This is a genomic window from Psychrobacter sp. DAB_AL43B (assembly GCF_900168255.1).
Classification (GTDB): domain Bacteria; phylum Pseudomonadota; class Gammaproteobacteria; order Pseudomonadales; family Moraxellaceae; genus Psychrobacter.
Genome location: NZ_LT799838.1, coordinates 1,231,561 through 1,254,515 on the forward strand (window position 1 = coordinate 1,231,561; position 22,955 = coordinate 1,254,515).

The 22,955-nt window shown below is 38.6% G+C and carries 18 protein-coding genes and 2 pseudogenes; 6 read left to right on the forward strand and 14 right to left on the reverse strand.

The genetic code is table 11. From position 1 onward, the window contains the following. Positions 1-136: 136 nt before the first annotated feature. From DABAL43B_RS05360 to DABAL43B_RS05380, 5 genes are all read left to right on the forward strand, one after another. Entirely contained in the window at positions 137-1,945 is a 1,809-nt protein-coding gene (locus DABAL43B_RS05360; protein WP_079691416.1) for a DUF2345 domain-containing protein, read from the forward strand. After that, the gene (locus DABAL43B_RS05365) at positions 1,929-2,489 is read left to right on the forward strand and encodes a hypothetical protein (RefSeq protein ID WP_079691417.1); all 561 of its coding nucleotides are present in this window, start codon (positions 1,929-1,931) and stop codon (positions 2,487-2,489) included. Before DABAL43B_RS05360 ends, DABAL43B_RS05365 begins: the two co-directional genes overlap by 17 nt. Before the next feature lie 20 nt (positions 2,490-2,509). Next, positions 2,510-4,924, forward strand: a complete 2,415-nt coding sequence (locus DABAL43B_RS05370) for a hypothetical protein (protein ID WP_079691418.1) — start codon at positions 2,510-2,512, stop codon at positions 4,922-4,924. A 14-nt stretch (positions 4,925-4,938) separates the two neighbouring features. Continuing rightward, a complete protein-coding gene (locus DABAL43B_RS05375) occupies positions 4,939-5,760 on the forward strand; it encodes a hypothetical protein (RefSeq protein ID WP_079691419.1) in 822 nt (273 codons plus the stop codon). Between the two features lie 258 nt (positions 5,761-6,018). Continuing rightward, positions 6,019-6,345, forward strand: a complete 327-nt coding sequence (locus DABAL43B_RS05380; RefSeq protein WP_079691420.1) for a hypothetical protein — start codon at positions 6,019-6,021, stop codon at positions 6,343-6,345. Between the two features lie 7 nt (positions 6,346-6,352). On the opposite strand, the gene DABAL43B_RS05385 is transcribed toward DABAL43B_RS05380, so the two are convergent. From DABAL43B_RS05385 to DABAL43B_RS05395, 4 genes and pseudogenes are all read right to left on the reverse strand, one after another. Beyond that, positions 6,353-7,234 (reverse strand): IS3 family transposase, encoded by an 882-nt coding sequence (locus tag DABAL43B_RS05385; protein ID WP_171996307.1) that lies wholly within the window; start codon positions 7,232-7,234, stop codon positions 6,353-6,355. After that, positions 7,231-7,542: a transposase gene (locus tag DABAL43B_RS05390; RefSeq protein WP_079690625.1), complete on the reverse strand. Its 312-nt coding sequence runs from the start codon at positions 7,540-7,542 to the stop codon at positions 7,231-7,233. Before DABAL43B_RS05390 ends, DABAL43B_RS05385 begins: the two co-directional genes overlap by 4 nt. A gap of 66 nt (positions 7,543-7,608) precedes the next feature. Then, positions 7,609-7,734, reverse strand: a pseudogene (locus tag DABAL43B_RS14145) (IS3 family transposase); the annotation flags it as partial. Between the two features lie 42 nt (positions 7,735-7,776). Beyond that, positions 7,777-9,002, reverse strand: a pseudogene (locus tag DABAL43B_RS05395) (IS3 family transposase). Between the two features lie 344 nt (positions 9,003-9,346). Here DABAL43B_RS05395 and DABAL43B_RS05400 point away from each other — a divergent pair. After that, the gene (locus DABAL43B_RS05400) at positions 9,347-10,099 is read left to right on the forward strand and encodes an IS5 family transposase (protein WP_079690684.1); all 753 of its coding nucleotides are present in this window, start codon (positions 9,347-9,349) and stop codon (positions 10,097-10,099) included. A gap of 73 nt (positions 10,100-10,172) precedes the next feature. Here DABAL43B_RS05400 and DABAL43B_RS05405 read toward each other — a convergent pair whose 3' ends face one another. From DABAL43B_RS05405 to DABAL43B_RS05450, 10 genes are all read right to left on the reverse strand, one after another. Further along, positions 10,173-11,474 (reverse strand): toxin-antitoxin system YwqK family antitoxin, encoded by a 1,302-nt coding sequence (locus DABAL43B_RS05405; protein ID WP_145952501.1) that lies wholly within the window; start codon positions 11,472-11,474, stop codon positions 10,173-10,175. A 155-nt stretch (positions 11,475-11,629) separates the two neighbouring features. Further along, positions 11,630-12,325, reverse strand: a complete 696-nt coding sequence (locus DABAL43B_RS05410) for a hypothetical protein (protein ID WP_079691422.1) — start codon at positions 12,323-12,325, stop codon at positions 11,630-11,632. Next, the gene (locus DABAL43B_RS05415; protein WP_079691423.1) at positions 12,318-13,067 is read right to left on the reverse strand and encodes a lysozyme inhibitor LprI family protein; all 750 of its coding nucleotides are present in this window, start codon (positions 13,065-13,067) and stop codon (positions 12,318-12,320) included. The genes DABAL43B_RS05410 and DABAL43B_RS05415 overlap by 8 nt, the downstream gene beginning before the upstream one ends. Before the next feature lie 20 nt (positions 13,068-13,087). Then, on the reverse strand, positions 13,088-14,041 hold the full coding sequence (locus DABAL43B_RS05420) for a GW dipeptide domain-containing protein (protein WP_079691424.1): 954 nt from the start codon (positions 14,039-14,041) through the stop codon (positions 13,088-13,090). Positions 14,042-14,126: 85 nt separating this feature from the next. Then, positions 14,127-14,540, reverse strand: a complete 414-nt coding sequence (locus DABAL43B_RS05425) for a hypothetical protein (RefSeq protein ID WP_145952502.1) — start codon at positions 14,538-14,540, stop codon at positions 14,127-14,129. Between the two features lie 192 nt (positions 14,541-14,732). After that, complete coding sequence (locus DABAL43B_RS05430) at positions 14,733-17,135, reverse strand: LysM peptidoglycan-binding domain-containing protein (protein ID WP_079691426.1); 2,403 nt, start codon at positions 17,133-17,135, stop codon at positions 14,733-14,735. A 343-nt stretch (positions 17,136-17,478) separates the two neighbouring features. Further along, entirely contained in the window at positions 17,479-17,964 is a 486-nt protein-coding gene (locus DABAL43B_RS05435; RefSeq protein WP_079691427.1) for a hypothetical protein, read from the reverse strand. Continuing rightward, positions 17,965-20,397 (reverse strand): DUF2345 domain-containing protein, encoded by a 2,433-nt coding sequence (locus DABAL43B_RS05440; protein ID WP_079691428.1) that lies wholly within the window; start codon positions 20,395-20,397, stop codon positions 17,965-17,967. A gap of 148 nt (positions 20,398-20,545) precedes the next feature. Further along, positions 20,546-21,301: a hypothetical protein gene (locus DABAL43B_RS05445; RefSeq protein WP_079691429.1), complete on the reverse strand. Its 756-nt coding sequence runs from the start codon at positions 21,299-21,301 to the stop codon at positions 20,546-20,548. 314 nt (positions 21,302-21,615) lie between these two features. Continuing rightward, positions 21,616-22,905 (reverse strand): DUF2931 family protein, encoded by a 1,290-nt coding sequence (locus DABAL43B_RS05450; protein ID WP_171996325.1) that lies wholly within the window; start codon positions 22,903-22,905, stop codon positions 21,616-21,618. Positions 22,906-22,955: the final 50 nt, after the last annotated feature.

A 22,955-nucleotide genomic window follows, 5' to 3' on the forward strand; every position in this document is an offset into this window, starting at 1 on the left:
CAACAATCTAGCTAATGACCTAAGCCCTGTTACCTCCATTCCTCAGTACGGTTACATCATCGCTCGCGATACTGGGGTTTGGGTATCCGCGCGTCTGCTAGAGTACTCCATTGCCTATTGCCCTTATCCCAGTTCTTTGTCCTTTGTCAGCAGCACCTATCATGGTCTCGCCCAAGCGCGTACTGGCAGCGCTACTACACCAAGTTATGACTCAAGTGTCAGCACTGACAATCTACAACAAACCATGACCACCCCCGTTTGGTCAGGCATCAGTCCTCACGATGACGGTACTACCCCGCCGCTACGTGCACTACAACTGTCATCGGGTAGCACTCATGGCTGGCAGTTCGCCCCGCGGTTGGGACAGTCAGTACTCCTTAACCATTGGTACGGTGATATTGACAGTCCCGTCATTAGCCGCGCACTGTTCGACGGTATCGGTATGGGCGATGTCGATGACAAAGACATCACCACTCGTGATAGCGGACTATCGAATAAACACAACTTACAAGGCGGATCTTCTCCTAGATGGCATGGTGGTGGCCTCGGTCATTCGCAAATCAATGACGATGATGGACACAGTGGCTGGCTATCAGGTATTGCCCAGTATGGATTGAGTTCTGATTCTGAGGTGAGCCTAAGCTTTGATGATACGCCAAACCAGATTGGTATGCAGTGGACGGTGAATACGGGCAGCAAAGCCAATGCTGAGACGCCAACCATCACTTCTAGCGCCACCTTTGCCCCTGATGAGCATGTATTAGAGCTTGGCATACTGCGTCATCGTTATAGCAACCATCAATCTAGCGATAGTGGCCAAGGGATTAATCTGGCAAGCGATCATGGCTTACAAATCAGTGGCGAGTCAGGCGTGCTGCTCTCTACTTTCAGATTAAGACACAGCCAAACGGAGCATGAGTCAGCGTGGGTCAATGACGCCGGACAACGCCAGTTAAAACTGGGCATTGAACTGAGTGAAATCTTCAAGGAGGTCAAGCAGGCACACTTGCAATCTACGGCAGCACTTAGTAATACCAACCAAACGATAGAGGCCTTTAAAACCAGCGCACAAATTATAGATGAGACGCTAAATACGGAAGTGTTAGGCGCAGCCGATGTGACGCTGGTCAGCAAAGACAGTATCCTTGCTTCCGCAAGTAATACGCTATGGACGGCGAAAACAATAGTCAGACAATCAGGCAGCACCCAGTCGGATGTCGTGGCAGGCAATTATACGCTGACGGCAAATACGATTGATTCGCTCTCTGGGGTTGGTGGTCAAGCCGATCGGTCAGGATTACATATCAGTGCCAATAGAGAGCCACTAGCGATACAAGCACAGGGTGGTGAGTTGCAATTACACAGCCAGCAGTCGATGACGATTGGTAGTGAGTCGGGTCAGGTGAACCTGTCCAGTCCGAAGCGTATTAAGCTGCAAACCTCAGCAGGAGCATCCATTACGATTGATGACAGCGGGATTAAGCTGGTGTGCCCGGGGACGATTAAGATCAAGGCGGTGAAGAAGAGTTTGGTGGCGGGGACTAAGGTGAATGCGCCAGTGGTTGCTTTGCCAACTTCGGGGTTGTTTAGTCGTCGTTTTGATTTTAGCCAGCTATTAGAGGCAGATATATTAACAGCAGGTAGACAGTACAAAATCATTAATCGTTCTAAAGGAACAGAGTTTTACGATGTGTTACCTGAAGATGGTAGAACGCCTAGAATATTTGGAATTGAAGAAGATGAGATTGAAATTGTTATTATTGGTCATGAGGATGCTGGAGAGCTCCTGATGATAGAAAATGAGATTGACAATAGTAATCATGACCATGAGGACGAGGAATGCTGTGCTCCTGAAGAGGACGATGATACGACTGAATCTCAACCTGATTCATATACTAACTTAGATGACAATCTAGAGGATGACTACTATGAATTTGGTAATTAATAATTTGTTTAAAACTGTACTCTTATCTTTAACATTAGCTGCCAGCTCTATCAGCTGTGTGAGTGCTAAGCCTTTGACCGAAGTTTCCAAAGTTTCAATAACGCCTGTCATTGTGCCAAAAAACCAAAGTAATTTAGAAACGAATCAAAATGTAAAACTAGAGTTTAATACCATTCATGATTCAAAAGGAACGTGCGATCAGGAAAATTTTGGATTTACTTGGCAGGACCTTGAAGATGATCTGGAGTATTACGGAATGGGATGGGACAAGATTAGCTGGCTAATGAGCCCTTATTACTGTACTCAAGTAAGAACATTAGGCTTCAACAATGTAATAATTTACGAGCTATATGATAAAAACAGTCCATTGTATGTCTTTTATATATATGAAACAAAGAAAAACAAACGCGTTTTGGTAACAGTAACACGTACTAATTCTCTTCAACATATCTCAGAAGGTAAACGTAAGTACCTTGGAGACTTAGATAGTTTTTCAAAAGGAAAATTTATTCTTGATCAGTATATAGATGAACAAAGTTATTAAAAATAATAAGTGGGGAAAGAATGAGCTTTGTCAAACCAGTCAATAAAATTACTTATCCATCTGATCGTCAAGGCTTTTTCTATGCATTGTCTAGTAGAGAAACCAGTTCTGATTTAAATCAGCCTGATAACAGCCCAATTAATATTAAACGTCAAGAGGTTCATAACCAGCCAGGAAATAGAGGGTATATTGGGTATTTTCAAACTGGAGAGTCTGCTCTTTATGATGCAGGATTTTTTACTATACCTTACCCTTTTAGTCTTGATGAAAATAGTGCCTTCCAGAAAAATATCAAGAATAATGATTGGGTTGGCAGGTGGACTGGTAAAGATGGAGTAAAGTCTAAAGCGGATTATCTTAGAGGAAGACGACATCAGTTAACTGCTATTAATATTCTCGTCAATAAAAACTGTAATTATATAAGAAACGATAATATAAATGAGTTTTTCGGTATAACCATAAATAAAGTTGAACTCACCGAATCTGGCTGCATTGCTGCTTCTCATTTAGTTGGTTATGGAGAACTAAAAAAGTATGCCTTATCTGGTGGTTCTCTAAATAAAAAAGATGGAAACGGCACAAGTGTAAAAGATTATATGGATTTGCTTAACTATTACGATCTAGAGTCTTGTTGCAACCGCAAAATATATATTACAGTTAAAGATAATAATAGCCCTGTACCAGGTGTTGCAGTACAAGTTGAGTCTGAGTATAAAGCTGGAAAACACTACTCAAAAATAGGCAAAATTAAGAACACCTATACAACCGATAAAGACGGCAAAATCCCTGTTATCGTTCGTCATCCTGGTGCTGTCATTAAAGTTACCGTTAACGGCAAATCGAGCACTATTATCCAAGAAGCCAGTAAAAGACAAAACTATACTATAGACATAACAGGCAGCATTAAAGCAACGGGTAAGTTAGACAAACCAAGTAGCCCGAAACCGCGCCCTGTACCAGACAAATCTCCTCAAGATCAACGTAATGAGCAAAATGGCAAACCACAAGCTCAACCTCCTTCCTCGTCTACAGCACCAAAAGAGGTTACCTTTAATATCACTGTCGTTGAAGGTGATACCAAAAAACCCATTACCAATTTGCGCTACTACCTTATCTATAAAAGCAAACCCAAAGAGCATCGTACTGACAATCAGGGTATAGAATCTAATATCACAGCAGAAGTCGGTCAAGATATAGAAGTCTGTGTGGCTGGCAATGGCAAACTACAAGCAGTCGCCCATTTTAAAGTGAGTAGCAGTCATCAAGGTAAAACAATAAGGGCTTTACTGCCTGTAGAAGCATTCAATATAGAAATAAAAGATCATAATAAACAGCCTGTTAAAAATACTAGGTTTATCATTTATTATAGAGGACGAGAAATTGTCAAACAGACCAATAGTCAAGGTTTGATTAATGTAAAAATGCTCGTTGGTTTTGTCTATAAGTTTGGACTAGTGGGTGGTAAACCATTAGCGACACTACGCTGCATCAAGGGAGCACAGACCCAGACTATTAACATTAACGAGGCAGCAAAAAATAAAGCGCAGGGAGTAAGTAGACCTACGACAACGACTACTAAAAACCCTAGCTCACCGCCAAAACCAGAAAATAATCCGCCACCGACTAAGCCCACGGTAACCAAACCCAAGCCAAGTCCTGTAACGGAAGAGAGTCATACAGAGAAGAATGGTCGTCCTATTACTACTGTTATCACAGATAAAGCAGCAAGTGACACGACACGCTATCATATCTATCACAATGGCAAAATAAAAAGACAGAATGCCGACGCCAAAAGTTATGCTGAGTTCATTTATTACGATGAGAATGGAGGTAAGCATAATTTGGGTAAGTCAGCTTATATTCGTACTCTTAGCCTAAAAGCGGGAAATATTCCAGATGGAGGTGATATTTATTTGGTAGATGAAAGAAAACATGACAGCTATATCAGCTCTGATAAGAAGTTAGGATATAAATGGCACATTCCTGCATACATAGGTGAAAACCTTAGGGAAAGATATTACTTAAATGGTTTAACTATGGCTGGCACACTTGGTGCGTTAATGAAAATGGGATATCAAGAATATGAAGGTACTGGTTGGAGTAATCGTAAGGCTGAATCTAAGGGAAGTTCATCTCATTTTAATGGACGTGCAGGGGATTTTCGTTATTTAGGTATAAATAACGTACATCGAAATGGTCCTGTTTATACTACACCTGATCATGTAAAAAGATTCGATAAAGCCGAGAACGAAAGGTGGGTAAAAGTATTCAAAACCTACGGGTTTCAAACGTTTTATACAGGTACTTCAGCTAAAAGCGGTGTACCCGCATTAAAAGGTACAACTTTTTGGAAAAACCACCACGATCATTTACACCTTGGTAATCAAGGTTCAGCAGACAGTTTAAAATCGCGTGGCATTCTTGAAGATATTTAAAAAGGACATTTAAAATGAAATATTTATCATTAGCTTTATTTTGTATCGCTTTATCAGCGTGTAATGTCAGCAATGAAGAGGCTGCTAAAATTGATACTAACGATGCTATTAAAATAAATAATAAAGATATAGATAAAGTTGACAACACTGATACTATTAATTTTGATAAAAATGATAACGCTTTAGTCGAGGTTTCAAACAACAATGATTCAGGATGTCACAATACCATACCAGATTGGCAAATCGAAGAGCTAGCGCAAGTTCCGTGTTTAACATTACCAATTTCTAATCAAGACTTTTTAAACATAAAGAAGTTTGATAATGGTATGTTCGATGTTGAAGGCGATAATAGATTTACAGAAAGTAAAATCTGGAACGATGAATACATACCTCTTGGTCTTATTTCATTCAATGATGAAGAAACGTTTCTTATTACTTTCAAGAATGATCAGTATGAAGATGTATATCCAAATCAATCATTTCATATTTATTCAATTAAAACAGATAACGAAGAGAATTCTAGTTACCCCGTATTATCGTTTCCTCTAGGACTTTTAAATTATGACTTTCAGGATAGTGAGCTAAATAAGCTAGGTATCGACCCTAATGAGTTCGCTGATATAGATTTCAATACTCTTGGAGAAGAGAATATTCGTATAGATGATGTATGTATGATGAACTTCAATATCGATACTGATTGGAAGCTAACTCGTTCATATTCTTGTCAGGACAGCCACGCTGACAAAGAAACTATCAACAGTTTCAAAGAACAATTTGGTTTTGAGTATAAATTAGTTAATACAGACATGGGTATCAACTATGAGCGTGTGGATTAAATCACATAAATAATTTAAATTTAAATCGATATAAATTGAAGGTTTTAAGTCGAGAACAAGTCGTCTTCTATTAATATCGACATAAAGCGAGTAGAAGCAGATACAAGAAAGCCATTACTAAATTCAACCTACCATCTTGAATATAAAAATAACGTTAAACCGCATAAAACTAATAGCTCAGGTATAAAAGCAGATGTCAGTCAATCTATTGGCGTCTACCTTGACGATGACGGTGATAAGAAACAATCCATTTACAGCATGGCATTCCCCGTTACTGGTGACCTAAACGGACAGACCAAAGTACTAAATGTTCCTGTAGGCACGCTACAGCTGAAATTCGTTGATAAGAATAAAAAGCCTGTCCCTAATTACGAGTTTAAAACCGTCTATCGTGGTCGTACCTCTGATATTAGAAAAGCCAATGCTAGAGGCATAGCCATTGTCAAAGCACTAGCGGGACAGCAATTAAAAGTCATTCATGTAGCCGCAAATAAATTTACCAGTAATATTGTCACTGACGGCTCAACTGAATGGACATACAGCACCGATAAGCTGACTGAAAACACTACCAGTTCAGCAGTGTAGTGGTCAACTAATTTAGGACACCTGATAAGAGGTTTTTATTAAAGTATCGTTTCTCTTTTTCTAGCGGTGTTAAATAATCGTTGAAAGTATGCGGTCTCACGGTTTGATAATAGCCCCAGATATAATTACTGATGGCGATCTTAGCTTCAGTAATATTCTCATAACCGCCCTTTGGCATCCATTCAGTCTTAAAACTTCTAAAGAAGCGTTCAGTAGGCGCGTTGTCCCAACAATTACCACGACGACTCATACTCTGTGTCATACCTTCACAACTCGCCACGGATTCAGCAAACTTCTTACTGGTGTAATGGGTTCCCTGATCAGAGTGAAACAGCACTCCAATTGGCTGTAAGCGCGTCTGATATGCCATCTGCAGCGCTTTGGTTGTCAGCATACTGTCAGGCGAATCTGACACGGCAAAGCCAACAATACGACGGGCATATAAATCTAAAACAACAGCTAAATAGCACCAGCCGCCTTTGATACGAATATATGTGACATCGCCCGTCCAGACTTGATTGGGTGCTGTTTGACTGAAATTTCTATTTAAGATATTGTGATGCGTTTTATGCGCCTCGTCAGCGTGCTTGTATTTATGCATCTTTAACTGACAGCTTTTAAGCCCCATCTGCGCCATGAATTTACCTGCTATATAGCGGGTCAGCTTGATGCCGTGTTCATTCATTAGTATGGCGGCAATGCTGCGAGCGCCTGCTGATTGCTTTGAGTCGTTAAATATTTGACGAATTAATGCCTTGTGCTTGACGGTTTCAAGACTGATGGGCTTGGGCTGCATGCCATAGTAGTAATTGCTTTTCATCACGCCAAACAGCTTGAACAAAAGGCTTTTACTCACCTGTTTATCTTGCTCTGCCAGATTTCTTATCAACGATAGCCGTTCAGACTGTCCAATGCCAGCAGAGCAGAAGCCTTTTTTAGAATGTCACGCTCCATAGTCAGCCGCTTAACTTGTTTGCGCAATTCTTGAAGTTCTCGCTGTTCATCCGTTAAAGCGTTGCCGACTTTAGGTGCTTGGCCACTCATTTCTTGACGGTATTGACTCAGCCATTTCTGCAAGGTGGATTTACCTATCCCTAAGGAATCGGCCACATCAGGTATGGTGCGGTTGTGATCAACAACTAAGCTGATGGCTTCTAATTTAAATTCTCGGGTATATTGATTGCGTTTGTTGGTCATACTATTTTCCTCTTTGGGTTAGTATAAACCTCTTACGTGCTGTCCTAATTTATTATGCCACTACAGTATGACTCTTTGGGCGGGTAGTGAGAAGTCAATCTCTACCGTCAAGGCTGCTCGGTTGTAATCATCAATCACGTTGAACAGTCTAAAGGCGCGACCATCGGTTAGGGCATCATGCATAAAGTTGACCCCTGCCGTCAAATCCGTACAAACAAACTTGGGAGATTTTAATTACGCAGCCTGACGATAATAATCAAACCACACCTGTCTTGGCGATTTATAGCCCAAACTCTTTTGAATCCTCGTTTGGTTATAGTAAAGCTCAATATAGCCAATGATATCGTTGATGGCTGTAAATCTGGTTTTGTAATCTTTATGATATACCAGCTCATTCTTTAATACGCTCCAGAAGCTTTCTATCGGAGCGTTGTCGTAGCAGTTGCCTTTAGCACTCATTGAACCCGTAAATTGATGCTGATTGATAATCTTGTGGTAGGCATGGCTACAGTACTGACTGCCTCTGTCAGAGTGAACGATTAGCCCTTTAGCAGGTTGTTTGTTCTTGATAGCCATGTTCAATGCACGACAGACCAAATCTGCTGTCATGCGTTTATTGATAGCATAGCCAACCAGTTCTTTGGTACATAAGTCTTTAACGCCTGCTAAGTACAGCCAGCCCTCAGCAGTCCAAATGTAGGTAATATCGCTAACCCAAGCCTGATTCGGTCTTTGCATGTCAAACTGCTGATTTAATAAGTTGCCATAGACCAGCTTATTATGGTTTGAGTCAGTAGTGACTTTAAAGCGCTTATGACGACGGCATTTGATGCCAAACTCTTCTTTAATACTTCTAACCATGTATGGGCTAATATCATGCCCTTGCTCAGTCAGCTGGGCATGTAGACGCTCATATCCGTAGCGCTCCTTTGTTTCACTGTGAGCGGCTTTAACCAGTAGCTCACAGTGGTTGCGATGGATCTGTTGGTCGCTGATGTCACGGCTTATCCAGTCGTAGTAGCTTGAGACTTTAACGTTCAATACACGGCACATAGTGGTGATGCTAAAGAGGGGCTGGTTGTCTTTAATAAAGGCGTACCTTACTAACTGTTTTTCGCAAAGTACGCGGTGGCCTCATTCGAGCATAGCTCTCATCTTGCGTCGGGGCGAAGCAGTGCTTCGCTTTATCCCTCCTCATTTAAGATCTCACGTTCCTCCTCGGCAACTTTAAGCTGTCGCTTGAGCCGTTTCACTTCTTCAAGCGCACTCATAAGATCAGGATTATATTGCTCAGTGCCCTTAAGCTTGCCCTGATTAGCTTTATTGTGCCAATTGGATAAGGTCTGCATGGCGATACCAAGCTGCTTTGCGGTAGCTGAGATATTACCGTTATTGTCTGCTATCTTCTTAACGGCTTCTGCTTTAAATTGGGTGCTATAAGTTCTGATCTTCTTGGTCATGATAAACTCCGGTTATTGTGCTTAGTTTACCAAGTTTACTTGTACGGTTTCTTCAGCATAGCTCACTACTACAATTAGACGAGGATTCAAAAGAGTTTAGGCTATAAATCGCCAAGACAGGTGTGGTTTGACTATTATCGTCAAGCTGCGTAATTAAAATCTCCCAAGTTTGTTTGTACGGATTTGACGGCAGGGGTCAGGTTCTGAAGAGGGTGATTGTGCATTGCAAGCAACGATAGAGATCGGGGCTATTAGGGCGTGTTGAACATTGGCGATAAAGTGTTGGCAAAAAAAATAGCGAACGTCTAATCTTTAAGTTCTCACACCAAAAGATCACGTTCGCTATGCCTCGTACCATGCTCAAAGATGAACACTGGACTAGACTAAGACCTATCTTACTAGAACTGAATATTTATGACAAAGGAAATCTAAGACAAACAGTTGAAGGTATACTTTATCGAATGCGCGTTGGTTGCCCTTGGCGTGACTTACCCGAGAATTTTGGTAAGCCTAATACCATCTACAAAGCTTATCAACGCTGGTTTCGCAGTAATAAGTTGATTGCGTTGTTCGCTTTATTAATCAAAGATTCAGACCTCGAATGGGTATTTATCGATGGTACTCATATTAAAGCGCATCAGCATAGCAGTGGTGGTAATGAGAACCTGCAAGGTATTAGCAAAAGTGTGGCAGGACGTGCCACTAAGATCCATTTAGCGGTTGATGCTCATGGTAACCCAATCACTTTTATCTTATCAGATGGCACCACTCATGATGTGAAGATAGCACCAGACTTAATTGATAACATAGATTTGAGCGCAACAGTGACCGTATGCGCCGATAAGGGTTATGATTCTGAGGCACTGCGGGCGCATATTAAACAAGCAGGGACGCGTGATAACATCCCTCGAAAACGAAACACGAAGTCCTCTAACGACCATATGGATTGGGACTTGTACAAAGTCCGCCACTTAGTAGAAAACGCTTTCGCTAAACTAAAAAACTATAGAGCAGTTGCCACAAGATTTGATAAGCTCAAGCAAAGTTATGAGAATACGGTGGCGCTTGCTTGTGCTTATCTCTGGTTGAAATTGTGAATGTTCAACACGCCCTAATCAAAGAAATGTTTTTAGCGCATTTTTCATTTAGTTTTTGTTTTCTCATTAAAATTTAGTCTGAAATAGGCGTTAAATCACGTTTATCGATCCAGCCAAATCTAGTGCCATTTTTATAAGAGACTTGTACCCAGTCCTCATTTTGATCAACAGCTTCAATAGTATTTTTTTGGATATAGTAATTTGGTGGTGATCTAGACTCAAAGGTATCAGACAATATTTCTGCCTTATCTGACGTGACGACGTACTTGGTGGGTGGTGGGGTACAGGGTTTAGTATTATCAGGAGCAGGCGGCATACTGTTAGTATATTCTTTTATATGTTTCTGATTACTATCAATACAATAATAATATTCTCCACTAGGCATAGACCCACCCATCGTAGTGGTTGAAACATACCAATCCTTATTTTTAAAGGTAAAGTAGTAATTAATGTTTGGTTGACCTTTACTTGAAAAATATGTACCAAGAATAAAACCATTATAGTTCGGTCGAGGTAATATATCGTATAAAAAGTAACCTCCATCGCTGGCATAATTTGACGTATTCAAGCTCAATTTGTATTTACCACCTTTGTCTCCAATAAGAACATAAAGTTCGTCACCTTGATATAGATTAGCATTATCATTGATACGACTAATCACTAAATCATCTATACCATCTGCAGTAACATCAAGAGTAAATATTTTAAATTGATCTTTTGTTAAATCGTTTTTGATTTCCTGCAAAGATAACGACCCATTAAATGTGAATTCTTCAATGGTGCCATCTATATTCCATGATTTAGAAATACCAATTTTTTTGCCATATTTATATTTAAAGTCGTAAATATAAATATTAGGATACAATGAGTATTTAACGTAACAACGACCATTTTTAAAACCTTGATCATAAGTGCATTCATCTGTCAGATCACCCTGTTCATTCCATCCCTTAGATATTCCTTGTAAGACCCCGTCAATATAATGGTTCTCACTTTTTTTCTGACCATTTTCAAAGTACTCAATCCAAGTTCCTGTCGGCTTATTATTTTTATAGTGTGATTCTATTTTTTTGTCACCAGACTCAAACCATACTATTCTTGCTCCTTCTTTTGAATAATAGTTATTGGGATGAGCTACGTCCTCATTATCAGTATATTCAAGCTTGCCATCTGTCAAAATATAGGGATTGGTAAACTTTTCTCCAGAAATAAAAAAGTCCTGCACTAAGTAACGATTATTAGGTAGTTCCTTAATGAGAACTCGATAATAATAGGCATCTGACTTAGAGGATTTTTCAAGACCCGATGAATCGTGAGCTCTCATATACAGAACGATATTTTTCTTAGCGTTAATGTCGCTGTTAATGTTATTCACTTCAGCCGTGGTTATCGTTTCTTCATTGCTTGGTTGATGTTCTGAAGAAGTTGATTGTGCATTACAAGCAACGACAGAGATTGGGACTATTAGTAAAAAAATGTTTTTAGCGTGTTTTTCATTTGATTTGGTCTTACTAGAAATTCAAAAAAATGCTACAACCACTCACAATCATCATTGTAAGATGAAAACAAATATCCATTATCTTTGCAATTGAACGTTTGGTTCATCTCATTCGATTCAGAGTTAAAGAAGCTTATTATGTTTTTAGTCACTTTAAAATCATCTGACTGAGGGTCATATGAAAAGCTCACAAACCTTTTAGCATACTTGTTATCGTAGCAAGACGTATATTCAATAATAAACTTACCTGAGCTTGTACTGATCTCTTCCAAACCGTTCATCATGCAGCCATTGATTGGGTCCTTAAACATTAACGTGTTTTGTTGCCATAGAGAGACTTCCTTATTGACCATTCGATATACGGAAACTTCAAGATCAAAGTTTCTATCGTCTTGTTCTTTAGGCTTTACAACGCTTATGAAATCGCTATCGCCGTCCATATCTAAGTCAGCTTCTTTCTCTAAAATGACTTTAGTATAACTATCGTTGGTTTGAATTGATTCATTATTAATATTACTATTGATCTCAAATACCAAAGATTTATTCTCATTATTAAGATTATCCTGCTCAATATTTTCAGCTATATTTGTAGAGGGGTTTTGTTTATTGCCTGTTATGATTGGCTCTTTCTCACAGCCATTGACAAAGATTAGAAATACAAATAATGCTAAAGAATAGCCAATATATTTAGTCTCTCTATGATAGTTTTTATAGAAATTTTCACCCATTAAAATCACCACATATATCTTCTGTGACTATGTTAGATTGATTTTTAGGTGCAACGAACTCGGGCAAGTTTAGATCTTTAATTGAACCCCATTTTCCTTCAATTACTATAATATAGATATCATCTACTTTATGTTCAAAAGCTGTTTTATATTTTGAGCCGTAAGGATTAATAGCTGTAACTTCTAAGCGTCCTATTTCATCGAAAGTAAGGCTTATAATTTCGTCTTCTATTATTTGACCAGATTCGTTATTTTCACAGCTAGTAGATGCTAGAAGCTTGTTTTTCTTAGTGTCAATATAAGGGATAGAAACATCACATAAGCAATAAATTTGGAAGTCAAGAGAATAATTTTTGTTATCATCAAAATCAAGAGACCTGAATGAAGTATTTATTATGTCTTTAAGTATTTTATAGTTATTTTCAAGCTGAACAATACGTTTGCTATTCTCTGCCGTGAAACACTCTGTACTTTTAACATTATTGGGATGATCTAAGTTGGGAGTATTGCAAGCTTTAGCTCTATACTGCAACCAATCAACTTGACTATTCTTTATATTTTTTTTAAGTGTGCTCGAAGAATATTCGTTTATCTTTTTATATGATTTATTGAGTTCAATATTACTATTTTCGTATTTAGACTTTGTCAAACTTTCCGTATCTACTTTTTCAGCGATACTGCTTGTGCAACTAATAGTTAGTATAGGCGCAATTAAGAAAAATATTTTTAGAGTGTTTTTCATTTGATTTAACCCTATTAGGATTAGTCTGAAACAGGTGTCAAATCACGCTTGTCAATCCAACCAAATTTAGTACCATTTTTATATGAAACTTTTACCCAGTCTTCATTTTGATCAAAAGTTTCAATAGCATCGCCTTTGATATAATAGTTCGGTGGAAATCTAGATTTAAAATTCTCATCAAGTATTTCTGCTGTGTCTGCTTTGACCCTAAACTTAGTTGAAGGGTAGGGGCATTCTATGGAGATATCTTCGTCAGACATACTGTCTTCTGAAAGAGCAGATGAAGAGCTGTTCACAACATAACTTTGTGGGTGGTGGCAATAGAACTGATCTTCACCTAGGTATCCTTTGATTACCACTTCTTTAATCTGCCATTGGTTATTATTTCCTATGAAATAGTAATCTTTAAAAGGGTAGCCTCTACTACTGAAGTAGGTAGATAGAATAAATCCTTTACCATTAGATCTCGGTATAATATTGCTAAGAAAGAATCCTCCATCATCGGTATGATTGGAAGTACTTAAGCTTAATTTATATTTACCGCTCTTGTCTCCAATAAGAATATAAAGCTCATCACCTTGATGCAGGTTTAAATTACCGCTAGTATCATTGATACGACTAATCACTAAATCATCTATGCCATCTGCAGTAACATCAAGAGTAAATATTTTAAACTGATTTTTTACCAAATCCTTTTCGATTTCCTGCAAAGATAGTGGGCCATTAAATATGAATTTCTGACTGTTAACTTGAATTAGTTGCTCAGTTTTATTAGACGATACATCTTTATTATCTTCATCATCTTTAATATCTGAAATTTGTCTTTCATTTTCAAAACTATTCGGTTGAATATCATGAACTAGATTCAGAACGGGGGTTTGAGTGTCGTTGATTAAGGTTGAATTTTCTTTACATGCACTAATCATTAAGGTAAGTCCAAATAACAGTAAGTACTTTTTGTGGTTTATTGGCATTTTAGAAACCTCTATTTCATATATAGCAATATGATAATTTTTCTACAGCAGTAGATATTGAATAAATATTTTTATGTACAAATCCTTAGAATATGCATCTAACTCTAGTATTGTCACCTTCTGTTTTTTCTATTTTAATATTTTCTAACTCCTTATTATTATTATTTAAATTTTTGAGTTTAGCTATATTAATGTTAGGTAATCCTTTAATGATATAGTAGTAACCACTATATTCTAATCCTCTTATCAAATCATCTGTTTCGAACTTAGCAAATCTTAGAATATGAATATCATCTTTATGTACGTCTATATCCACGCTCCATACAAATTCGTTATAATCACTAGTTTTACGTTTAAAGTTCTTCATAGCTTTTATGCCTGAAATTTTTAAAGTTTTAGTACCTGTTGTAATGCTTGGCTTCAAATTAACTCTCTCAGAGTTATCTATATACAGTACATCACCAACAAGCCTTTTTTCTTCACTTTTATTATTAGACATATAGAGATCTATAAACAATGGCGAGCGAAAGCGACAATCTATTAATACATCATTGTCAAATATATCAGAGATTGCTGTGATATCTGAACTACTTTGAAGCACTTGTCTTGACGTAGATGTATTGCCGATTATTGGAAATGTCAAAACAAGAGCTATAAATACGAATTTAATCATCTGAATGACTCACTTAGCTTAAGTTGTCGACCCTTTATCTCTACCTACCCAACTAATACGCAACGCTTTCATATCAGACTCGCTTCGAATTTCTGCCCTATCTTGATTGATTGCAGTTTGGTAATAAGTAGTCGGTACATAAAATGCATGAGAACTAATTGTTCGAATATCTATAGTAATTTTGTCAGATTGGTTGCCTCCTAAACGATAAAACTCTATATTATTGACAGTACCAAGAACTAAACCTACATGACTTTTTCCAATAACTGCGATAGCACCATATACTGGTTTATCAATTTTTTTAAAATTTACCGTATCTAATCTAAATCCATTTGCTCGTATAACATCGTAATCATCACCAGTACCGCTTACTTTAGTAAACTTTGATTCTTGCAAACAATAACTAACAAAAGCAGCACACCACGCATTCCTTCTATTTGTCATCTCATCATATGAACGATCAAGAAAGTTTATCAATCTAAAATAGCTATCTGTATCATCAATGACATCCTCTGTTTTACCATACCATTCTTTACCTTCACGAATAGCAACATTCATCCATGGGGCGATATTACTATTACTTACTTGAACGACAGGTTTTTGTACACCCGTACTTACACATTTGGAAGGATATTCAAAAAACGACTTTAGGGTTTTGACACATTTTTTTCTATGATCAATGCCGTTATCTCCTCCATTTATTAGATATGTGATTAAAATGATATTGTCATCATCTGCAACTAGATTCATATCTACTGCTCCATACGTTGCACTTTCCTCTTCTATACGCTGTTTAGGATAATCAATAGATTGATCTTTTAGGTAACTAGGTCGAACACTTGGCCCTGTCCAGCGAGCGCTCGAAGATAAAGATTTGCCTTGTTTCCAAAACCAACCAGAAACGTCACAAGAAAGTGCGAGTGATTTACTTATTGACTCAAAATTACTCACTACATCTTTGCTTGAGTAACTTTTATATAGTTTATAATTATTCTTCCAAGTGATCTGTATTAATCCTCGCCCTCTATATCTAGGTCCGTCGCCCATTGTAGTATTACCATACTCAATGGCATTTGGATGTCTACCAGGGTTATACTGAGTTCCATCTGAAAACTCTGTGGTTGTAGAGAAGCCTGCAGATTCATGGTAAAGTTGCGCTAAAAAGTGAATCCTTCGAATACAAGTACTAATTCCATATTTCTTAAATATTTGGTTCACTTCAGTTAGCAAGCTTTTAGTATTTCTTTCGACAGTGTTAAGTGTGCAATTTTTATGATCAAAGAGTTCTATTTCACTTTTACCTGATAGCTGACGAATCATATCCTCAAATTCACCAAGACTTAAATCTCTATTGCAACTACAATCACCTAATTTTGTCACATCAACCTTAGGGGTTCCTGTCTGTCCCCTATCATTTTTTGATTGAGTTTCAATAGGATTTGATGGTTGCTTAGATTGTGATGAATTAGCAGAGTTAGAGTTATCAGATTCTTCCTTATTCTTTCTTTGGGTTGATTTACTTGGAAAAGAACGAGAACCATCAGCTGATTCTCCCTCTTTAGTACCACTAACAGCATCATTAAAATCTTCAAACCCTTCTTTTAGATTTTCAGCCATTTCTTGAACAGCGTCCTTCGCTCTATCAAGTAGTCCTTTTTCCTTATTGTTAGGAGAGTTAGAAGAAGTCGAGGGCTTCGTTGTTGGTTGAGCAACAGGTGGGCGGGCTGAACCACTGTTACGCAGCTTGATAGCCTGCCCAGCTTGTAGCGTTCTCGGGTCTGTTATGCCATTGAGTCGTTTTAAATCTGCAACCGATACCCCACTTCTTTCTGATATACCTGAAAGCGTTTCATTTTTTCCTACGGTATGTTCAGTTTTTAGTGATAAGTCACCATCTTTAGAGCTATTTTGGGGGCTTGAATCTGTGGAGGTTTTTTGCCTTGCTTTTGTGGGTGGTAATTTTAAAATGTCCTTTGGTCGTATTTTGTAAGGCTCTTTTAAACTATTAAGTTGGGCTATTTGCTGCCACTGTATTCCATATACTTTGGCAATAGAAGATAAAGTTTCTTTAGATTCAACTTCGTGAGTTTTTCTTAAATAGTCTCCTGTAGACCCTTCGAACATTTTAAGTTTAAATTTGTGCTTTGCAAAAGGAGCCTGCGCTTCTAATGTCGTTTTCTTGATAGGTACTATGAGGTCTTTTATAATATCGATCATTGAACCATTACGAGGATCTTTAATAGATACGTTAAAGCGAGTCCCTGCAGGTTTTGATATCCATACGGTATATCCTCCTTCTATAGATGCGCCTGAACAAGCGGTTCGTCCATTTATCGTTACTATATGATATAAACCTTCCAATGGTACTTTGTAAAGGTCTATAAACTTTAGCCTAAATAGTATGATTTTAGTCTTACTCACGCGTCAGACTCCTGCGAGTTTTTTATAAAAAATTAATTGGTAAATCTATAATGGATAAGTTTTTTAAATCAGTAGTGTAAATTAGATAGTCGTTAATAGTAGATCCACTGACTATCTATTTTTTCACCCTCTATGGTTGTCAAGTAATAGTAAGTTGGTACTGAGGTATTGACCGTGATGAAGTAGTAATCTTTATCATCAACGATAGCTACTTGGTTGATATATAAGGAATATTCTTTAGGTTCTTGTTTGTCTAAGCACGCAATATTATGATATTGATCAATAGAACAATTGACTTCTCTATTTTCAGAAACTTTAGAAGGGATGCTAGCCAATATTTTTTTTAATTTTTTTCTACTATTGGTATAAAATCACTATTTTCGTAGTGATTAGCCAATGCTAAAATACTTGAATCGCCCGTAATTTTTTTTACTAAAAGACAAGACCTTTTTCTTGTTAATAATATATTACGGTCACTATTTGCAATGTTTGTTGTCTCTCTAAGATCGTGAGCTAGCAGGTCATTACAGTTTTTAATTGTGATGTTTTTACCTAAATAATTGATATCTTTAAATTCACCATCAATAAATGTATCAATAAAAATCAACTGATCATTTTGTTTTACAGGTGCAACGAATCCAGCAGTGAGATTGTCAAGATCATAAATAGGGTCATTTTCTAGTCCATTATTATCTAGATTTAAGGACGAATAGTTCTCTAGGCGGACAGAAGCATTAGTAGCTTTGGTATTGTCAGGTTGTATTTTCATACATCCTGATCCAAAGATTAATAAACATAATGCAGGAAGTATCATTAATTTCTTTTTCATTTACTGTCTCGATTTCTGTTGTTGATCGGCTAGCAATAAAAGCTCTCTTACGTGCATATTTCTAGAATTGCGAAGTTGTGGTCTATTCGATTCAGCAGCAGCAGATGCAAAATCTTTATTCTTAATACATCTATTAAAACTAGGGAATTTTGACACCCCAGCGCTAGATATGCCTAAGTTATAAGCCATATCTAAGATAGCTTCTTGAGCTGTGATTGGATAATCATCGAATTCTGGAAAAGCTTGTCGTGCAGAGTCCAAATTACCCTGAATATGAGCGAGTGTTATTGCTTTTGCATCTTCTTCTGTCATACGAATTGTTGTCAAAGATTCAAAGTAAGATGCTCGATTATTGTTTCTACCCTGAACCGAATTGTAAACCGTACGCCACGATTGTTTTATTTGAGCATCGGTTGCTGATACATTACCGATATAAAAAGGATATTTTGTCGCTTCATCCACAGACGACAGCATTTTGCCATAGCCTACAGTTACAAGGCTCTTAGGTTCGGCGCTATCAAGGTACATGTGATTGTAGAAGCCTTCCTCTTTTACAATTGCTTCAAAGACTTTGTTTAAATCTAGTTCGTCAGTCTGCTCTAAAGCTAAATCATTCACATCTTCCTCTTCAGAAATATACGATACGCCCCAGTTGGTATCTTTAAAGCTCACATAGGCTTCAATATCTTCTTCTTTATCACTAATAACTGGCGCGGTACGCCCGTGCTCATCGAGTACACCTTCAATAAGCTGCCCATCAGGGCGCAGTATTTGAAACTCAATATCCTCAAAATTGTGCTGATAAAACAAATCATAAACATCTAGCTTATTACTGAACAGCGGAATCGTCTTAGGCATCATTGGTAATGAATAATTAGCCCTTGCTCCTGATACAAGACTCTTCTTCACCGCCTTAACTTTAATCGTCCCCGGGCACACCATCTTAATACCGCTGTCATCTATCGTCAGTGATGCCCCTGCTGACGTTTGCAGCTTAATGCGCCTCGGACTGGAGATATTTAATTGTCCCGACTCACTACCAATCGTCATACCTTGCTGGCTGTGCAATTGCAACTCACCGCCTTGTGCCTGTATCGCCACAGGTTTGGTATTGGCACTGATATGTAAGCCTGACTGATCGGCTTGACCACCCACCCCTGAAAGCGTGTCAATCGTATTTGCCGTCAGCATATAATTACCTGCCACCACATCCGACTGGGTGCTGCCTGATTGTCTGACGATAGTTTTCGCTGTCCATAACGTATTATTAGCAGAGGCAAGGATACTGTCTTTACTGACCAGCATCACATCGGCTGCGCCCAATACTTCCGTATTTAGCGTCTCATCTATAATTTGAGCGCTGGTTTTAAAGGCCTCTATCGTTTGGTTGGCATTACTAAGTGCTGCCGTGGATTGCAAGTGCGCCTGCTTGGCATCGAGAAGCGTTTCACTCAGCTCAGTGCCCAGTTTTAGTTGACGTTGTCCTGCATCATTGACCCATGCTGACTCATGCTCGCCTTGTGTGTGTCTTAATCCGAAAGTAGAGAGCAGTACGCCTGACTCGCCGGTGATTTGCAAGCCATGGTCGCTTGCCAGATTGATCCCTTGGCCACTGGTTGATGATTGATGGTTGCTATAACGATGACGCAGTATGCCAAGCTCTAATACATGCTCACCAGGGGCAAAGGTAGCTTTGTCTGTAATAGTTGGCGTCTCAGCATTTGCTCGCGTACCACTATTCATCGTCCACTGCAGTCCAACTTTGCCTGGCGTATCATCAAAGCTTAGGCTCACCTCAGAATCAGAACTCAATCCATACTGGGCAATACCTGATAGCCAGCCACTGTGTCCATCATCGTCATTGATTTGCGAATGACCGAGGCCACCACCATGCCATCTAGGAGAAGATCCGCCTTGTAAGTTGTGTTTATTCGATAGTCCGCTATCACGAGTGGTGATGTCTTTGTCATCGACATCGCCCATACCAATACCGTCGAACAGTGCACGGCTAATTACCGGACTATCGATATCACCGTACCAATGGTTAAGGAGTACTGACTGTCCCAACCGCGGGGCGAACTGCCAGCCATGCGACGCACCCGATGACAGTTGCAGACTACGAAGAGGCAGGGTAATGCCGTCATCATGAGGGCTGATACCTGACCAAACGGGCGTAGTAATGGTTTGTTGTAGGTTGTCAGTGCTGACACTTGAGTCGTAGCTAGGAGAGGCTGATAAACTGGTGTCACCGGTACGCGCTTGGGTCAGTCCCATATAGGTACTACTAGCAAAGGACAAAGAACTGGGATAAGGGGTGTAGGGGATAGCAGCGTCAAGTAAAGTGGCTGAGACCCAAACCCCAGTATCGCGAGCGATGTCAAAGCCATGATCAGGTATAGACAGATGAATGGCGTTTGTTGTCTGGCGCTGCATGTTCTGAGCAGTGTGCTGTAACCATTCCTTGATAAATACTTGATGATGATAAGAGACGCTATCATCTCTTTCTATGGGAGCATATTATTAATTTTAATTAATGTGTACTATATGTTAAAAAAATTAAATTAAAGTTCATCTTATTTTTCTACTGCACATCGTTATTCATACTAAACTCTACTATTTTTTCTGTAGGGCGATACTTTACAGTTTGAATTTTATGCTCAATTAAAGGTTCGAAAACTTTGTTTGGAGAGAATATTAGAATAGGCAAGTTCACTTGATTTTCAGCCATCGCATAATCATCATCTCTTTCAATATAAGTATATGAGCTATAAATTTCTTTCTGATTATTGATTATGAGACTATCAATGTCCCATGCGTAACCCCAATAATATTTATCGTTACTATAAATAATAGGATTAAAATAAAATAGTGTATCTAACGATTTCTTATTAAAATTTATTTTTGCAATTTGTGCATCACTGCCGTCTTCGTAACCTCTTATACTAATTAGTTCTTTTTGGTTGTCATTATCCACATCTATAAAAAGGTGATGGTTCTGGCTAGGCAGGTCACTCAATGTGAGAAATAGTTGACCATTGTCTTGAACCCAAAATTCTCTAAAATCTGATAGCTCTTCAGAGTAAGCAAGATATATATAGTCATCTATTAGGTTGTTGTCGAAATCTTCACGAACAGTTTTTTCTACAACAAACCCCTTTGGTAAGATAAAAGAATTATTTGTTTCTTCATCGGACGTACTAACAGATGAGACTATGCTCTTTGAAGAATTATTTACTCCTTTATCGGAGGAACTAATAGACGACGCTACACTATCTGTGGCAACATCTGTACAACCAACTAAAAGAAAGAAAAAAGCTGTTAAAAAAATCGTTCTCATAGTACTACCTCTGTGAAGATTTGCTCGGAGATTTGTTAAGAGTTTTTAACTCTTCGATCGTGTAAGGATTAATTCGTCCACCTACTCTGTTAGGAGTAGTACGCACCTCAAAATGAAGATGATGACCTTTTGTTAGTCTTTTATCTACATTGCCTGTCTTACCTGTTTTACCTATGGGATTCCCAGAAGTTTCTTCAGCATAGCTCAGTATCGACTATCATAACGCCACACAAATGCTGCCGATAGCAATGCAAACATAGCGATCAATATAAGTTTTGTCGTTGTAGACCATTTAGACATCACTACTATTAAACTCAATCAATATCCACAAAAGCAGGATCGCTTAAGTCTTCTACATTTGGTTCAGTAATAAATAGAGGATAACCTCGCTTAGCAATATATTGACCTTCTTCTGGGTCTATTGGCGCACGTGAGAACTGATAAGCGCCCTCAATTGATATTTTTTGATTGCCCTTTTGCAAGTAAGCTTCTTTCAAGACTAAATCCTTATCAAAGTCTAGCTTGAGCGCTGCAAACGCATCTGCATTAGTAGATTGTTCATTAGTTGCAAGCGAGCGTTTAGGATACAAGTTTTCAAAGTATTTGAAGAAACAATTTAGATTAGGGTCTTGGTAGTAAGGTCGATAGGAGGCTTTGTTGGTACCTTGAGCTGCCCATTGTGGTCTAGGAAATAGATGCACTTCGACCTCGATACGATCGCCAGTATCTGGGTCAGTGGCCCACGTACTGATTTTAGTCGGTACCGCTTTCAGCATTTTATGGTATGTCTCAAACTGATCATCGAGTACTGCAAATCTTTCGGTATTGGCAAATTCAGCATAGTACTCACCATTCCATTCCTGCCCATCTATACTTACAGATAGATTCCAAGGATATTTGGTCTGCATTTTTTTATACCAGTCAGATGAGATAACCCATTCGCCTGATCGCCATTTTTCGTAGGCTTTAGGACTTTTATTTTTGAACGCTTCGAGGCTTTCATTTTTCCTAACATCTTTATTTTTTAAGTAAAATTCGTAGTCGATAAGGAGGCTATCATCACCGCTAGATATGGGGTCGCCTTGAATCGTTTTTGGGTCAGGCTCGATAGGAGTAGCCTGAAATGACGCAATTTCTTTACGTCCAGACCATCCAGTAACAAAGATGATTACCCAGCCATTGGGGGCGAAGCCAAGCTCTATGGCATAATAGTTTTTATCAGCACTATCGGACCCTGGGTTACTATCGATCTTCTTTCTATTGGTGCTGGTCATCAGTGCATATATTTTCTCAGTGGGTAGCATGTAATCACCTTGATAGTACTGATTAGCTACTTCATCCAAATATGTGACCCGTACTTTGTCTGGCAATGGCTGCTCGAACTCATTGCCTCCTAGTGGCGCGCTGCCATAGCCCCAAGTATCTCCACTACCGTGTAGTGAGCGTAACCAAGTACCGTCCGCTAAATAAAAACTGGTACTATAACTGCGTATTTTATCTGACTTTTGTAAACTGACTCTATTGCTCAGATTGTCTTGTTTGTATAGGGTATAGTCTGCGTCTGAGACATGAGCCCCCCAGTCGACCACTTTATTATCTCTCATCATTTTTTCCTTATATAGCCACGCAAATGCTATCGATGATAATGCAAAGA

Coding starts and splice junctions, on each gene's coding strand:
- DABAL43B_RS05425 (WP_145952502.1), bottom strand. CDS start 14,540: ATGTCTAATAATAAAAGTGAAGAAAAAAGGCTTGTTGGTGATGTACTG.
- DABAL43B_RS05365 (WP_079691417.1), top strand. CDS start 1,929: ATGAATTTGGTAATTAATAATTTGTTTAAAACTGTACTCTTATCTTTA.
- DABAL43B_RS05380 (WP_079691420.1), top strand. CDS start 6,019: ATGGCATTCCCCGTTACTGGTGACCTAAACGGACAGACCAAAGTACTA.
- DABAL43B_RS05435 (WP_079691427.1), bottom strand. CDS start 17,964: ATGAAAAAGAAATTAATGATACTTCCTGCATTATGTTTATTAATCTTT.
- DABAL43B_RS05415 (WP_079691423.1), bottom strand. CDS start 13,067: ATGAAAAACACTCTAAAAATATTTTTCTTAATTGCGCCTATACTAACT.
- DABAL43B_RS05375 (WP_079691419.1), top strand. CDS start 4,939: ATGAAATATTTATCATTAGCTTTATTTTGTATCGCTTTATCAGCGTGT.
- DABAL43B_RS05420 (WP_079691424.1), bottom strand. CDS start 14,041: ATGCCAATAAACCACAAAAAGTACTTACTGTTATTTGGACTTACCTTA.
- DABAL43B_RS05445 (WP_079691429.1), bottom strand. CDS start 21,301: ATGAGAACGATTTTTTTAACAGCTTTTTTCTTTCTTTTAGTTGGTTGT.
- DABAL43B_RS05440 (WP_079691428.1), bottom strand. CDS start 20,397: ATGCAGCGCCAGACAACAAACGCCATTCATCTGTCTATACCTGATCAT.
- DABAL43B_RS05410 (WP_079691422.1), bottom strand. CDS start 12,325: ATGGGTGAAAATTTCTATAAAAACTATCATAGAGAGACTAAATATATT.
- DABAL43B_RS05400 (WP_079690684.1), top strand. CDS start 9,347: ATGCCTCGTACCATGCTCAAAGATGAACACTGGACTAGACTAAGACCT.
- DABAL43B_RS05370 (WP_079691418.1), top strand. CDS start 2,510: ATGAGCTTTGTCAAACCAGTCAATAAAATTACTTATCCATCTGATCGT.
- DABAL43B_RS05450 (WP_171996325.1), bottom strand. CDS start 22,905: ATGAGAGATAATAAAGTGGTCGACTGGGGGGCTCATGTCTCAGACGCA.
- DABAL43B_RS05390 (WP_079690625.1), bottom strand. CDS start 7,542: ATGACCAACAAACGCAATCAATATACCCGAGAATTTAAATTAGAAGCC.